15 protein-coding genes are annotated in these 13,398 nt (G+C 72.4%); 8 read left to right on the top strand and 7 right to left on the bottom strand.

Features of this window, described 5'->3' with window-relative positions; genetic code table 11:
- Nucleotides 1-4 precede the first annotated feature (4 nt).
- A complete protein-coding gene (locus ACZ6C1_RS04895; protein ID WP_469237716.1) occupies nucleotides 5-259 on the top strand; it encodes a hypothetical protein in 255 nt (84 codons plus the stop codon).
- A 94-nt stretch (nucleotides 260-353) separates the two neighbouring features.
- Here the strand turns inward: ACZ6C1_RS04895 and ACZ6C1_RS04900 are convergent, their stop codons facing one another.
- The 5 genes from ACZ6C1_RS04900 to ACZ6C1_RS04920 form a co-directional block, all read right to left on the bottom strand.
- Complete coding sequence (locus tag ACZ6C1_RS04900) at nucleotides 354-596, bottom strand: DUF397 domain-containing protein (protein WP_084903223.1); 243 nt, start codon at nucleotides 594-596, stop codon at nucleotides 354-356.
- 91 nt (nucleotides 597-687) lie between these two features.
- Nucleotides 688-1,857 carry a thiolase domain-containing protein gene (locus ACZ6C1_RS04905; RefSeq protein ID WP_469237718.1) on the bottom strand — a complete coding sequence of 390 codons (1,170 nt, stop codon included), beginning with the start codon at nucleotides 1,855-1,857 and terminating at the stop codon, nucleotides 688-690.
- Nucleotides 1,847-2,914 (bottom strand): thiolase domain-containing protein, encoded by a 1,068-nt coding sequence (locus tag ACZ6C1_RS04910; RefSeq protein WP_469237720.1) that lies wholly within the window; start codon nucleotides 2,912-2,914, stop codon nucleotides 1,847-1,849. The genes ACZ6C1_RS04905 and ACZ6C1_RS04910 overlap by 11 nt, the downstream gene beginning before the upstream one ends.
- Nucleotides 2,911-3,924 carry a Zn-ribbon domain-containing OB-fold protein gene (locus ACZ6C1_RS04915; RefSeq protein WP_469237722.1) on the bottom strand — a complete coding sequence of 338 codons (1,014 nt, stop codon included), beginning with the start codon at nucleotides 3,922-3,924 and terminating at the stop codon, nucleotides 2,911-2,913. Before ACZ6C1_RS04915 ends, ACZ6C1_RS04910 begins: the two co-directional genes overlap by 4 nt.
- A 237-nt stretch (nucleotides 3,925-4,161) precedes the next feature.
- The gene (locus ACZ6C1_RS04920; protein ID WP_469237724.1) at nucleotides 4,162-4,962 is read right to left on the bottom strand and encodes a crotonase/enoyl-CoA hydratase family protein; all 801 of its coding nucleotides are present in this window, start codon (nucleotides 4,960-4,962) and stop codon (nucleotides 4,162-4,164) included.
- 166 nt (nucleotides 4,963-5,128) lie between these two features.
- On the opposite strand from ACZ6C1_RS04920, the gene ACZ6C1_RS04925 reads away from it, so the two are divergent.
- From ACZ6C1_RS04925 to ACZ6C1_RS04950, 6 genes are all read left to right on the top strand, one after another.
- Nucleotides 5,129-6,757, top strand: coding sequence for an acyl-CoA synthetase (locus ACZ6C1_RS04925; protein WP_469237725.1), 1,629 nt, complete (start codon nucleotides 5,129-5,131; stop codon nucleotides 6,755-6,757).
- 46 nt (nucleotides 6,758-6,803) lie between these two features.
- Nucleotides 6,804-7,301 (top strand): GNAT family N-acetyltransferase, encoded by a 498-nt coding sequence (locus ACZ6C1_RS04930; protein WP_469237727.1) that lies wholly within the window; start codon nucleotides 6,804-6,806, stop codon nucleotides 7,299-7,301.
- A gap of 390 nt (nucleotides 7,302-7,691) precedes the next feature.
- Entirely contained in the window at nucleotides 7,692-8,984 is a 1,293-nt protein-coding gene (gene paaK, locus ACZ6C1_RS04935; RefSeq protein ID WP_469237729.1) for a phenylacetate--CoA ligase PaaK, read from the top strand.
- A gap of 64 nt (nucleotides 8,985-9,048) precedes the next feature.
- A complete protein-coding gene (locus ACZ6C1_RS04940) occupies nucleotides 9,049-9,576 on the top strand; it encodes a DinB family protein (RefSeq protein ID WP_469237731.1) in 528 nt (175 codons plus the stop codon).
- Nucleotides 9,577-9,685: 109 nt separating this feature from the next.
- A complete protein-coding gene (locus tag ACZ6C1_RS04945; RefSeq protein WP_469237733.1) occupies nucleotides 9,686-10,210 on the top strand; it encodes a hypothetical protein in 525 nt (174 codons plus the stop codon).
- A 57-nt stretch (nucleotides 10,211-10,267) separates the two neighbouring features.
- Complete coding sequence (locus tag ACZ6C1_RS04950; RefSeq protein WP_469237735.1) at nucleotides 10,268-10,495, top strand: hypothetical protein; 228 nt, start codon at nucleotides 10,268-10,270, stop codon at nucleotides 10,493-10,495.
- An 18-nt stretch (nucleotides 10,496-10,513) separates the two neighbouring features.
- On the opposite strand, the gene ACZ6C1_RS04955 is transcribed toward ACZ6C1_RS04950, so the two are convergent.
- A complete protein-coding gene (locus tag ACZ6C1_RS04955) occupies nucleotides 10,514-11,458 on the bottom strand; it encodes a GlxA family transcriptional regulator (RefSeq protein ID WP_469237737.1) in 945 nt (314 codons plus the stop codon).
- 104 nt (nucleotides 11,459-11,562) lie between these two features.
- Here ACZ6C1_RS04955 and ACZ6C1_RS04960 point away from each other — a divergent pair, with 104 nt between their 5' ends.
- Complete coding sequence (locus ACZ6C1_RS04960) at nucleotides 11,563-12,612, top strand: saccharopine dehydrogenase family protein (RefSeq protein WP_469237739.1); 1,050 nt, start codon at nucleotides 11,563-11,565, stop codon at nucleotides 12,610-12,612.
- Between the two features lie 59 nt (nucleotides 12,613-12,671).
- Here the strand turns inward: ACZ6C1_RS04960 and ACZ6C1_RS04965 are convergent, their stop codons facing one another.
- On the bottom strand, nucleotides 12,672-13,358 hold the full coding sequence (locus ACZ6C1_RS04965; RefSeq protein WP_469237741.1) for a restriction endonuclease: 687 nt from the start codon (nucleotides 13,356-13,358) through the stop codon (nucleotides 12,672-12,674).
- Nucleotides 13,359-13,398: the final 40 nt, after the last annotated feature.

The following is a 13,398-nucleotide window of genomic DNA, read 5'->3' on the forward strand; positions in this document are numbered from 1 at the left end:
GGACATGGGCCGTGGGGCTCGGTGGCTCGGTGGCTCGTGGTGGCGGGGCGGTCGTCGTCCGGGGCCGGTCAAGAACGGGCTGGTGGGGGCCGTCGCCGGTCTGCCGGTCGCTCTGGTGGCCGACGAGCCGGCCGGCGACGGGCCGCTGTTCACCATGCCGCGGTGGGTCACGCTCCTGCCGGCACTGCCGGGAATCGCGTGCGGCGTCGTGGACGCACGGAGCCGGAAGCGCGCGGATCGGGGCGTCACCGTCGGGTGACACGCGCCGTCGGGTGAGGTTCACCATCGGGTGAGGGTCGCCATCGGGTGAGGTTCACCGTCGGACGGGATTCACACCGAGGTGAGGCGCACCGTCAGGTGAGGTCGAACTCCCCCTCCCTGGCGTTGAGCACGAAGGCACGCCACTCGGCGGGAGTGAAGATCAACGACGGGCTCTCCGGACGACCGCCGTTGCGCATCGCGATGAAACCCTCGACGAAGGCGATCTGGACGTCGCCCGCTCCCTGACTGCCGGACTGCCAGTCCGCGTTGCTGAGGTCGAGGTCCGGCTTCTCCCAGCCTGCGAGCTGCTGCTGGGTGGTGATGGTCTCCGCCACGTGCCTGCTCCTCCCGGTTCGTCGTCCGCGCTCAGACTAGTCATCGGGGCCGGTCGCGGACAGGGCGCGGCGCGTTGCCGGTGGCGGGTGCTCAGGTCGCGGGCGGTTCGGCCCCCACGAGCCACATGGCGAAGAACTGGGCCCCGCCGCCGTAGGCGTGCCCCAGCGCCCGGCGGGCTCCCGGTACTTGGTGCTCCCCGGCCAGGCCGCGCACCTGGAGCGCCGCCTCGGCGAAGCGGATCATGCCGGAGGCGCCGATGGGGTTGGTGGACAGGACGCCGCCCGAGGGGTTCACGGGCAGGTCGCCGTCGAGTTCGGTGACGCCCGCCTCGGTGAGCTTCCAGCCCTCGCCCTCGGCGGCGAAGCCCAGGTTCTCCAGCCACATCGGCTCGTACCAGGAGAACGGCACGTACATCTCCACGGCGTCGATCTCCCGGCGGGGGTCGGTGATCCCGGCCTGCCGGTAGACGTCGGCCGCGCAGTCCTTGCCGGCCTGAGGCGAGACGAAGTCCTTGCCCGCGAACATCGTCGGCTCGCTGCGCATGGCACCGCCGTGCACCCAGGCGGGGGCCCTCGGGGAGCGGGCCGCGCCGGCCCGGTCGGTGAGGACCAGGGCGCAGGCGCCGTCGGAGGACGGGCAGGTCTCGGAGTAGCGGATGGGGTCCCAGAGCATCGGGGACGCCTGGACCTTCTCCAGGGTGATGTCGTGCTCGTGGAGGTGTGCGTAGGGGTTCTTCAGGGCGTTGCGCCGGTCCTTGTGGGCGACGAGGGAGCCGATCGTGTCGGGGGCGCCGGTGCGGCGCATGTAGGCCCGTATGTGGGGGGCGAAGAAACCGCCCGCGCCGGCGAGCAGCGGCTGCTGGAACGGGATGGGGAGGGACAGGCCCCACATGGCGTTGGACTCGGACTGCTTTTCGAAAGCGAGGGTGAGGACGGTGGAATGGACCCGGGCGGCGACGAGGTTGGCGGCGACGAGCGCGGTGGAGCCGCCGACCGAGCCGGCGGTGTGGACGCGCAGGATCGGCTTGCCGGTCGCGCCCAGGGCGTCGGCCAGATACAGCTCCGGCATCATCACGCCCTCGAAGAAGTCCGGTGCCTTGCCGATGACGACCGCGTCGATGTCCGCCCAGGTGAGTTCGGCGTCCTCCAGGGCGCGGTGGGCGGCCTCCCTGACGAGTCCGGCGAGGGACACGTCACGGCGGGCGGCGACGTGCTTGGTCTGGCCGACACCGACGACGGCCACGGGCTCCTTATGCGGCACGGGGCTCTCCTTCCAGGACGGCGACCAGGTTCTGCTGGAGGCAGGGGCCGGAGGTGGCGTGGGCGAGGGCGCGGTCGGAGGTGCCGCGGTGGATGCGGGCGGCGGCCTCCCCCAGCCGGATGAGGCCCGCCGCCATCATGGGGTTCGCGGCCAGGGCACCACCGGAGGGGTTCACCCGGACGCTGTCGTCGAGCCTCAGCGCCTTGCGGAGAACGATCTCCTGGGAGGTGAACGGGGCGTGCAGCTCGGCGGTGTCGACCGGCCGGTCGAAGGCACCGGCGCGCTGTGCGGCGAGGCGGGTGGAGGGCGAGTCGGTGAGGTCGCGCACGCCCGGGCTGTGCGGTTCGACGCGGTGGTCGATGCCCCGTATCCAGGCGGGCCGGTCGCACAGCTCGCGCGCCCTGTCCCCGGCGGCGAGGACGACGGCGGCCGCGCCGTCGCCGATGGGCGGGCAGTCGCCGGTGCGCAGGGGGCGGACCAGGTAGTCGCCGTGCGGGTGGGGGCCGGTGAGCTGGGCGTGCGGGTTGGCTTCGGCGGCGGAGGCGCGGCTGCGGGCGGCGACGGCGGCGAGCGCCGGCTCGTCCGTCTCGCCGGCGTCTATCAGGGCCTGTGCCTGGAGGGCGGCGAGGGAGACGGAATCGGGCCAGAGGGGGGCGAGGTAGTAGGGATCGAGCTGGCGGGTGAGCACGTCCCTGATCTCGCCGGGCGACGACTTTCCGTACGCGTAGACGAGAGCCGTGTCCGCCTCCCCGGTCAGCAGCTTCACCCACGCTTCGTACAGCGCCCAGGCGCCGTCCATCTCCACGTGCGACTCCGAGATGGGTGGCCAGGCGCCGACGCCGTCCAGGGCCATGGTGAAGGAGAAGGCCCGGCCCGCGAGGTAGTCGGAGGAGCCGGAGCAGGTGAAGCCGAACTCGCCCGTTTTCAGGCCGGTGTCGGCCAGCACCTGGTGGAGGACCGGCATGAGCATTTCGACCTCGGAGAGCTCGTCCGTGCGCCGCCGGTGGTCGCTCTGGGCGAACGCGACGACGGCGATGTCCCTGGCGGGTGGCGTCACAGCAGCTCCTTGTAGGTGTCGTAGTCGGCGTCGGGTTCTCCGGTGGGCCGGTAGTGGTCGGGGTACCGCCCGCCCTCGGTCCAGACCGGCTCGACGCGCAGGCCCATCCGCACCTGGTCGTAGGGGATGCCGCCGATGCGTCCGTGCAGGGCGAGGTCGGCGCCGTCGAGGGCGATGTGGGCGTAGACGTACGGAACCTCGATGTCGAGGTTCCTGGCCTTGATGTTGACGATGCAGTACGTGGTGACGGTGCCGCGCGGGCCGACCTCGACCTGCTCGGTGGTGGCGACGCCGCACGTGGGGCAGGCGCCGCGGGGCGGGACGTACACCTTGCGGCAGGAGGGGCAGCGTTCCCCGACGGTCCGGCGGTCGGCCAGGGCGTTGATGTAGGCGCTCTGGGCGCGGCCGGGCGAGTAGGTGTAGTCGAGCCGGGCGGGGGCGACGATGCCGGTGACGGGGTCGGTGAACTGCCCTGTGTGGGGGCGGGCTGCGTCGTCGTGCGGCTCCGTGCCGTCGTACATGTCGCGGTCGTACGGGTCGCGGTCGTACGGGTCGCCGTCGTACGGGTCGAAGCAGGCGATGTCGGTGATGGCGCCCGTTCGCCGCGGTGCCCAGCGGACGCGGACGCGCATTCCGGTGCGTACGGTGTCGGGGCCGCCGGGTGCGTCAAGGGCGTGCAGGAGGGCGGTGTCGGCGCCGTCGAGCCGGACCAGCACCCAGGCGAAGGGGCGGTCCAGGGGCTGGCCGCGGCGGGGCGCCGTGTTCCAGGCCCAGGTGGTGACGGTGCCGGTGGGGGCGACCTCGACCAGGTCGCGTATCTCCTCGGCGGTGACGGGGTCGTACTCGACGGGCGGGACGAGCACCTTGCCGTCGGTGGTGCGGACGCCGAGGACGGTGCGTTCGCGCAGTCCGGTGAGGAAGGCGGACTGGACCGGGCCGAGGGAACGGGTGAAGGGGAACTCCAGGACCAGGGGCGCGCGGAGTGCCTCGGGCGCGGGAACGGCTGTCATGGGCGGGGCTCCGATCTCCGCGCGGCGTGGCGCGGCGCGGCGGGGGCGGTTCCTGCCGGTGCGTGGGGGCGGGGCCCCTCCGGGCTTGTCTCACCCCGAAGGGGGCACCCGCACGGGGCCGGCGGTCTCGGGCCCGTCGCCGGGAGCCGTTCTGTCGTCGCCGACCTCCGCGGGGAGGACGCTGCTCGGCCCCACCCGGCCGGGTGCCGGGTGCGGGCCGTGGACGGGAGGGCGTATTCAGGCCCGGCGGTAGACGGGGGCGCGTTTCTCGGTGAAGGCGCGGGCGCCCTCCTTGGCGTCGGCGGTGTCGAAGACGGGCAGGCCGCGTTTCAGTTCGGCGGCCAGGCCGTCGGTCTCGGTCAGCTCTGCCGTCTCGTACACGGATGCCTTGACCGCCTCGACGGCGAGCGGGGCACACGCGTTGACCTGCTCGGCGATGGCCAGGGCCTTGTCGAGGGCGGTGCCGTCGGGGACGACGTGCCCGACGAGGCCGATGCGGGCGGCTTCCGCCGCGCTGTAGGGGCGGCCGGTGAGCAGCATCTCCAGGGCGTGGGTGCGGGGGATCTGGCGCGGCAGGCGCACGGTGGAGCCGCCGATCGGGAAGAGACCGCGCCGGACCTCGAAGAGTCCGAAGGTGGCGGATTCCGCGGCGACGCGGATGTCCGTGCCCTGGAGGATCTCCGTGCCGCCGGCGACACAGTGGCCCTCCACGGCGGCGATGACCGGCTTGCGGGGGCGGTGGTGGCGCAGCATCGCCTTCCAGTGCAGGTCCGGGTCGGCCTTCATCCGTTCCCGGTGGTCCTGGCCCGCCATTCCGTCCCCGGCGAGGGCCTTGAGGTCCATGCCCGCGCAGAACACGCCGCCGGCTCCGGTGAGGACGACGGAGCGGATCGCGTCGTCCTCGTCGGCCTCGATCCAGCCGTCGTACAGCCCGACCAGCATGGGCAGGGACAGCGCGTTCTTCGCCTCGGGCCTGTTCAGGGTGAGTACGAGTGTGGCGCCGTGGCGCCGCACGGTGAGGTGTTGCGTACCGCTCATGGCTGTCCTCCGGTTTCGCGACCCAGAACAGGTTGCAGGAGCGCGGGTGCCAGTTCAATAGCTTTCTGACAGTCAGTCAGATTCTTCTGTGCGGTCCCTTCCCACTTGTGCGCGGCGGCGCTCTAATGACCGGCGAGCCAGTCGGGCCGGGGGTGGAGGAGGAGCGGTGGAGTACAGCCTTGCCGACCTGTTCGAATCGGTCGCCGACGTGGTCCCGGACCGTGAGGCCCTGGTCCACATCGACCACCCGGGAACGGGTGCGGAGCGTCGCCTGACCTACGGGGAACTCGACGCCGCCTCCAACCGGATCGCGCACCACCTCCTCGACGCGGGTCTGCGGCCCGGCGAACACCTGGGCCTGCACCTGTACAACGGTGTCGAGTACCTCCAGACGGTGCTCGGCTGCCTCAAGGCGCGGTTGGTGCCGGTGAACGTGAACTACCGTTACGTGGAAGAGGAACTGGTCTACCTCTACCGGGACGCGGACCTGGCGGCACTCGTCTTCGACGCCGAGTTCACCGGCCGGGTCGCGGCCGCGCTGCCGAAGACGGAGAAGCTGCGGCACCTGATACGGGTCGGGACCCCGTCCGAGGAAGGGCCGGAGCTCGCGTGCTCGGCGTTCACGGACGCCGAGGCGGCGGGCTCGCCGGAGCGGGGTTTCGGACCGCGCTCGGGTGACGACCTGTTCATCATCTACACGGGCGGCACCACCGGTATGCCCAAAGGGGTGATGTGGCGGCAGGAGGACCTGTTCTTCTCGGGGCTCGGCGGCGGCGCGCCGACCGGTGAGCCGGTCACGTCCCCCGAGGAGCTGGCCGAGCGGGTCGCCGCGGGCGGTGAGGGCATCACCTTCTTCCCCACTCCCCCGCTGATGCACGGCACGTCGACGCTCACCGCGTTCATCGGCTTCAACTTCGGGCAACGGGTGGTCCTGCACCGCAAGTTCGTGGCGCGCGAGGCGCTGCGGACGATGGAGAAGGAGAAGGTCACCAGTGTGTCGCTGGTCGGCGACGCGATGCTGCGGCCGCTGATCGACGAGCTGAGCGGACCGCTCAAGGGCATCGATCTGTCGTCGCTGTTCAGCGTGTCGTCGTCGGGCGCGATCATGTCGGAGACGGTGCGCCGCCAGTTCCTGGCGCTGGTCCCGCATGTGATGCTGCTGAACAACTTCGGCTCGTCCGAGTCCGGTTTCAACGGCACGGCGACGGACGACTCGGGGCCGGAGAAGGGGTTCCGGTTACGGGTCAACGGCCGGACGCAGGTCGTCGACCCGGCGACGTACGAGCCGGTGGCACCGGGCGAGGTCGGGCGCGTCGCCCAGCGCGGCCACGTACCGGTCGGCTACTACAACGACCCCGTCAAGACCGCCGAAACCTTCTTCCGGCGCGACGGCGAGCGGTGGGTGCTGCTCGGCGACATGGCGACGGTCGACGACGACGGGATCGTGACCGTCCTCGGGCGCGGCTCGCAGTGCATCAACACGGGTGGCGAGAAGGTCTACCCGGAGGAGGTCGAGCAGGCCCTCAAGTCCCATCCGGATGTGTACGACGCACTGGTCACCGGCGTCCCGGACTCCCGATGGGGCCACCGGGTGGCGGCCGTGGTGCAGCTCCGGGCGGGCGCGGAGCCACTTTCGCTGGACGACCTCCAGGGCCACTGCCGCACCCGGCTGGCCGGGTACAAGGTGCCCCGCCGGCTGGTGATCACCGACCGGATCCAGCGCTCGCCCAGCGGCAAGGCGGACTACAGGTGGGCCCGCTCCATTGCGGCGGAGCGCCCCGAGACGCAGCTCTGACCTGGCTGTTTCCCCTCACAGCACGGTGAGGAGTAATACTCTCCGCATGACTTCGCACATGACAGGGCGCGGCACCGCCGGGCGGCCGGTTCCCCAGCCGGTACGGATCCGGCGGGCCACGGCCCGGGACGCGAAGCGGCTGACCTCCCTGGTGCGGAAGTCACGCGCCTACGAGGGCCCCTATGCGGCGATGGTGGCGGGCTACCGGGTGGGGCCGGATTACATCGACGCCCATGAGGTCCACCTCGCCGCCGGGGAGGACGACCGGGTGCTGGGTTTCTACGCGCTCGTCCTGTCCCCGCCGGAGCTGGACCTGATGTTCGTCGCCGACGCGGCCCAGGGGCTCGGTGTCGGCCGCCGGCTCATCGCGCACATGACGGAGCGGGCGCGGGCGGCCGGTGCGCAGGCCGTGCGGGTCGTCTCGCACCCGCCCGCCGAGGGGTTCTACCGCAGCGTGGGAGCGCGGCGGGTCGGCACGGTGAACGCCAACCCGCCGGCGGTGATGTGGGACCGACCGGAGCTGGTCATCACGGTCGCCCCGTAGGCCCCCGGTCCCGGGGTGCGGCTCGACCGGACGGGGGGGCCGAGCGCGAAGAGCGACGGGGCGTCCTCTCGACGACGCGCCGGCCGATCGGTTCCGGCGTGTCCTGGGCGAGCGGGCAGGCGGCCGCGCCGCCCATGGAGTGCCCGATCAGGTCCGCGCCCGCGAGGTCCAGAGCGCCGAGGACGGCACGGAGGCCGTCGCGGAGCCCTTGGTGCAACCGCCGGGCCAGTCGCTCGCCGTCCGTCCCCCCTCCCCCCTCCCCCAACGACAAAAAGTGGCCGCGCGCCCCTTGCGATCGGGGCGCCGGCTTGGATTACTGAACCCGGACAGATCGACCGAATGATCGGTCGCCCGGTTTGGGAGACGTGCGGGAGAACGGGAGTGCGGCGGATGACGGAATCGCTCGACGCCGGGGAGCACATGGGCCGCGCGGAGCTGGAGGCCCTCCAGCTGGAGCGGCTGCGGGCCACCTTGCACCACGCGTACGACAACGTGGGGTTCTACCGCCAGGCCTTCGACAAGGCGGGGCTGCGACCGGAGGACTGCCGTACGCTCGCCGACCTGGCCCGCTTCCCGTTCACCGCCAAGGCCGACCTGCGCGACCACTACCCCTTCGGGATGTTCGCGGTCGACCAGTCGCGGGTACGGCGGGTCCACGCGTCCAGCGGAACGACCGGCCGGCCCACCGTCGTCGGGTACACCGACCGGGACCTCGACACCTGGGCGGACGTGGTGGCGCGGTCCATCCGCGCGGCCGGGGGCCGGCCGGGCCACACGGTCCATGTGGCGTACGGATACGGGTTGTTCACCGGCGGCCTCGGGGCGCACTACGGGGCCGAGCGGCTCGGCTGCACGGTCGTTCCGGCCTCCGGCGGCATGACGGCACGTCAGGTACAGCTCATCCAGGACTTCCGGCCCGAGATCATCATGGTGACGCCGTCGTACATGCTGACGCTGCTGGACGAGTTCGAGCGGCAGGGCGTCGACCCGCGTTCCACGTCCTTGCAGGTGGGCATTTTCGGTGCCGAGCCATGGACGGAGGAGATGCGGCGGGAGATCGAGGAGCGGTTCGCGATCGACGCCGTGGACATATACGGCCTGTCGGAGGTGATCGGGCCGGGTGTGGCGCAGGAGTGCGTGGAGACCAAGGACGGACTGCACATCTGGGAGGACCACTTCTACCCGGAGGTCGTCGACCCCTTCACCGGTGAGGTGCTGCCCGACGGGGAGCGGGGCGAGCTGGTGTTCACCTCGCTCACCAAGGAGGCCATGCCGGTGGTCCGCTACAGGACGCGGGACCTCACGCGGCTGCTGCCGGGTACGGCGCGGCCGGCGTTCCGGCGGATGGAGAAGGTCACGGGCCGCAGCGACGACATGGTGATCCTGCGCGGCGTGAACCTCTTCCCCACCCAGATCGAGGAGATCGTGCTGCGTACGCCGGGACTCGCCCCGCACTTCCAGCTGAGGCTCACCAGGGACGGGCGCCTGGACGCGCTCACCGTGCGCGCCGAGGCGCGGGCGGACGCCACCCACGAGGCGCGCGCGGAGGCGGCGCGGTCGGTGGCCGCGGCCGTGAAGGACGGGATCGGGGTGTCCGTCGGGGTCGAGGTGGTCGACCCGGAAACGCTGGAGCGGTCGGTGGGGAAGATCAAGCGGATCGTGGACCTGCGCGGCGCCGGGTGAAGCCGGTACTTAAGGGCGCCCGTTGAGGACATGAACCGACCTGTACGGCGCCTAGGGTCGTTCCATGACCACAATCGCGGAGAATTCGCCCTCATACCTTCCCGGCGAAGCCGGTGAGCTGCTGCGCGCGCTCGCCGAGCAGAGGGAGTTGCTGCTCATCACGGTCCGCGGCATCACGGACGCGCAGGCCGCCCGGCGGACCACGGTGAGCGAGCTCACGCTGGGCGGGATCGTCAAGCACATGGCCCGCGGTGGGCAGGTGTGGACGCAGGTCCTGGTCGAAGGGGACGGAGAAGTCCCGGACGGCATGCTCGACATGGGGCAGTACCGCATGGCCGAGGGGGAAACGCTCCAGGGCTTGCTCGAGTCGTACGCGGCCGCCGCCCAGGGGGTCGAGGAGGCCGTGCGCGCCCTGCCGGACATGGACAGGACCGTGCCGCTGCCCAGGACTCCGTGGTCGCCGCCCGAGACGGTCCACTGGCCGGCGCGCCGGATCCTGCTGCACCTGATCAGGGAGACCGCCCAGCACGCCGGGCACGCCGACATCATCCGGGAAGCGCTGGACGGGGCGAATACCACCGCCCAGCGGTGACGGCACCGGTCGACTCCGCCCGCGCGTTCACCGGGGCCCACGGGCAACGGGAACATCACCCCGTCGGCAGACCACGCCCTCCACCCTGCAGGCCATCCTCCTCGCCGAGTTGCCCCCGCCTCAGCACTCCGCCGGACTGACCACCGTCGTCACCGGTCTGCTGCGCAAGGAGCCGGAGAGCCGGCTCACCGCTCAGGCGGCACTGCCGATGCTGCGTGCCGCTGCGGCCCCCCTCGCCCACGCCTCCGACTCCGCCGCCGCAGCCGCCTCCTCGGCCGCACCGTCCGCGCAGAACGGCCCGGCGGCGGGGCGGCGCGGCTCCCTCCAGCGCCGTCTCCTCAGGCCGCTGCCCATCGCCACGGGCGCCGCCCTGGTGGTGGCCCTGCTCGTGGCTCTGGTGCTTCCGTTCGGTGGCGAGGAGCTGCCGGACGGGTGGAAGCGCTACGAGGAGTACCGCATGCGGGTCACCGTCGCCGCACCGGCCGACTGGACCATCACCACGGCGGACGACCTCGACAGCTCGGACGGCGCCTACACCGGTACCCGGTACACCTCCCCCAAGGGCGACATGTCGCTGCTGGTGGACAAGAAGGAGAAGACCACCGAGACCGCCCTGGCGACGGCGCAGCGCTGAAAGCAGGAGTACGAGACGGCGAGCCCGCCGACCGGTGGTTCCGCCGCCGTCGCCTCCGTGCGGCCCACCACCGAGCAGGGGCGTGACGCCGCGGCCCTGACCCTGACGTACAGCAGGGAAGGGGACGGCGCGCCCCGCCGCCTGTCCAAGACGCTCGTCGTGGTCAACTCCCGCCAGGAGCGTCTCACCCTGGGCGTCGACGTTCCTGCGGGGAAGTCGGCCGAGTCCACCGCGGAGGACCTGTTGGAGAAGGCCCGCTCCGAGTACCGGATCGGCGACCTGTAGTCCTGTCGGCGCGGCGTCTCAGCGGGGGCTTCGGAAGCTGCGCCGGTAGGAGTCCGGAGGCACGCCCACGCTGCGGTTGAAGTGCCGGCGGAGCGTCGTGGCGGTGCCCATGCCGGTGGCCGCGGCGATCGCGTCGATCGTGTCGTCGGTGGTTTCGAGGAGTTCCCTGGCCCGGTGGATGCGCTGGCTGTGCAGCCAGCGCAGTGGAGTGGTGCCGGTGACGGCGGTGAAGTGGCGGGCCAGGTTGCGTGAGCTCATGTTGGCCCGCCGGGCGAGCTGCTCCACGGTGAGCGGCTGATCCAGGCGCCGCACCGTCCAGGACAGCAGGTCGGCGAGCGAGTGGTCACGGGGTTCGGGCAGTGGGGTGGCGACGAACTGAGCCTGGCCGCCCTCCCGGTGGGGCGGGACGACGAGGCGGCGGGCGACCTGGTTGGCGACGGCCGAGCCGTGGTCGAGGCGGACCAGGTGCAGGCACAGGTCCATGGCGGCGGCCTTGCCGGCGGAGGTCAGCACCCGGCCGTTGTCGACGTAGAGGACGTCCGGGTCGACCCGCACGCGGGGGTACCTGGCGGCCAGCGTCGCGGCGTGCATCCAGTGCGTGGTGGCCCGCTGCCCGTCCAGCAGGCCGGCGGCGGCCAGCACGAACGCGCCGGTGCACAGGGACGCCACTCGGGCGCCCGCTTCATGTGCGGCTCGTACGGCCTCGACCAGGTCGGCGGGCGGGTCCGCGTCCGGGTCGGGGCAGGCCGGGACGATCACCGTATGGGCGTGTGGGAGGTGGTCGAGTCCGTGGTCGGGCTCCAGGACGAAGCGCCCTCCGACCGGCACGCCGGCCGGGCCGCAGACGGTGAACTCGTACCAGGGATCGGCGAGGTCGGAGCGGTCGGCCCCGAAGACGTCGCAGGCGGTGGCGAGTTCGAAGTGCGGGACGCCGGCGGTGACGGCGAGTGCGACGGTCCTCATGTCCGAAAGTGTACGGGCGATGGCATTGCCGCCACTCACGGCGTGAAGGCGGGCCCGGCCAGGATTGCCTCAGTCGATCAGTCGCACGGAACAGAGGGATTCTGATGGGTACGACGCAGGTGGCGGTCTTCGGTGCCTACGGGCACACCGGCCGGTTCGTGGTGGCGGAGTTGCTGGAGCGGGGTCTCACCCCCGTCCTCTGCGGGCGGGACGCCGGCAAACTGAGCGCGCTCGGGGCGTCGTTCCCCGGTCTGGCGGTTCGGGTGGCCTCGGTGGACGACGCGGGCTCGCTCGATGCCGCACTGTCCGGGACGGCGGCCGTGATCAACTGCGCCGGTCCCTTCGCCACGACGACGGCGCCCGTGATGGAGGCGGCGCTGCGGGCACGGATCGCCTACGTCGACGTCGCGGCCGAAGTGGAGGCGGTGGCAGACACGTTCGCGCGGTTCGACGAGCGGGCCCGGGATGCCGGGATCGTCGCCGTACCGGCGGTGGCGTTCTACGGCGGGCTCGGCGACCTGCTGGTCACCGCGGCGGCCGGCGGGTGGTCACAGGCCGACGAGGTGTTCCTGGCGTATGCGCTGAGCAGTTGGCACCCCACGGCCGGGACGCTGAAGTCGGGCCAGGTCTCGCGGCGACGGCGCGGCAATCAGCGCCTGGTCTTCGTGAACGGCCGTTTGGAGTTGCGTACCGACCAGGCACCTACCGGCCGGTGGTCCTTCCCGGCACCGGTCGGCGAGCGGGCGGTGCTGGAGGAGTTCACCACCGCGGACAGTGTGACCATCCCCCGCCACCTCGACACGAAGACGGTCCACACGTGCATGACGGTCGAGGCCGTCAAGGACCTGCTGGCGCAGGATGCCGCACCGCCGGTGCCGGTCGACGAGCGGGGGCGCTCCGACCAGACCTTCCTCGTCGATGTCGTCGTACGCTCCGGTGCCGACCGGCGCCGGGCCGTGGCGCGCGGCCGGGACATCTACGCGATCAGCGCTCCCCTCGCCGTGGAAGCGGTCAGCCGCGTCCTCGCCGGACAGGCCACCAGGACCGGGGTCGCCACGGCGGGGGAGCTCTTCGACGCGGCCGGGTTCCTGCGGTCGCTGTCGCCGCACCTGTCGTTCGAACTGGTCGACGGCGAGTCCGGCACCGCCGTCTGAGCCCCGGGCCCCGGCCTCCGGCCCCCGGCCCCCGGCCCCGCAGATGGTGCGGCGCGCCCTCAGCAGCCCGCCTCCTGGAGGGGCACCTGTGCCCAGGGGGCCGGGCCGGTGCCGTCCGTCCAGGCGTCGAGGCTCCGCCGGTCGACGCAGAGGATGCCGCACTGGGCGGCGTACTGGGCGGCCGGTTCGGTGAACTCGCTCGTGGTCACGACGACCGCGACATGGGCGTCGTGCACGGCGAAGCAGGTGCCGCCGAAACGCTGGACGTCCTGGGAGCCGACCTTGTTGTCCGGCCCGTACGCCTTGCACTGGACGACGACACGCCGCCCGTCCGGCGCTGTGGCCACCACGTCCGCGCCCAGGTCCCCCGCGCCGCCGACGACCTCGACGTCCAGGCAGCCGTCCCGTGCGCAGAGGTCCGCGACGGCCTGTTCGAAGGCGTCCGCGTCCAGGGCCGCGTAGTCCACGTACACGGGAGGCTCCGCGGGCGGAGCGGCCGGGGCGCGGCGGCGGCGGGCGGCGCGTACCAGAGTGAGGGCCACCGCCAGGGTGCCCGCCACGGCCAGTGCGGCGGCGGGCACGTCGGCGGAGTCACCGACGGCCGCGCGGGCCATGGCCCCCGTACCGAAGAGGACGATGGCGACCAGCCCGAAGCCGAGCGTGGTCTCGCGCAGGCTGAAGCCCGCGCGGCGGGCGACCGGGCGGGTGGGACGGTCGGTGCGTGGCCTGCGGGCGGGTATCGCCATCCGCGGGCTCCCTTCTCGTCTCTCGTAGGCGGACGATCTT

The sequence above is a fragment of the Streptomyces sp. NPDC041796 genome (assembly GCF_055590785.1).

Coding starts and splice junctions, on each gene's coding strand:
- ACZ6C1_RS04895 (WP_469237716.1), top strand. CDS start 5: ATGGGCCGTGGGGCTCGGTGGCTCGGTGGCTCGTGGTGGCGGGGCGGT.
- ACZ6C1_RS04915 (WP_469237722.1), bottom strand. CDS start 3,924: ATGACAGCCGTTCCCGCGCCCGAGGCACTCCGCGCGCCCCTGGTCCTG.
- ACZ6C1_RS04920 (WP_469237724.1), bottom strand. CDS start 4,962: ATGAGCGGTACGCAACACCTCACCGTGCGGCGCCACGGCGCCACACTC.
- ACZ6C1_RS04930 (WP_469237727.1), top strand. CDS start 6,804: ATGACTTCGCACATGACAGGGCGCGGCACCGCCGGGCGGCCGGTTCCC.
- paaK (WP_469237729.1), top strand. CDS start 7,692: ATGACGGAATCGCTCGACGCCGGGGAGCACATGGGCCGCGCGGAGCTG.
- ACZ6C1_RS04940 (WP_469237731.1), top strand. CDS start 9,049: ATGACCACAATCGCGGAGAATTCGCCCTCATACCTTCCCGGCGAAGCC.
- ACZ6C1_RS04955 (WP_469237737.1), bottom strand. CDS start 11,458: ATGAGGACCGTCGCACTCGCCGTCACCGCCGGCGTCCCGCACTTCGAA.
- ACZ6C1_RS04960 (WP_469237739.1), top strand. CDS start 11,563: ATGGGTACGACGCAGGTGGCGGTCTTCGGTGCCTACGGGCACACCGGC.
- ACZ6C1_RS04965 (WP_469237741.1), bottom strand. CDS start 13,358: ATGGCGATACCCGCCCGCAGGCCACGCACCGACCGTCCCACCCGCCCG.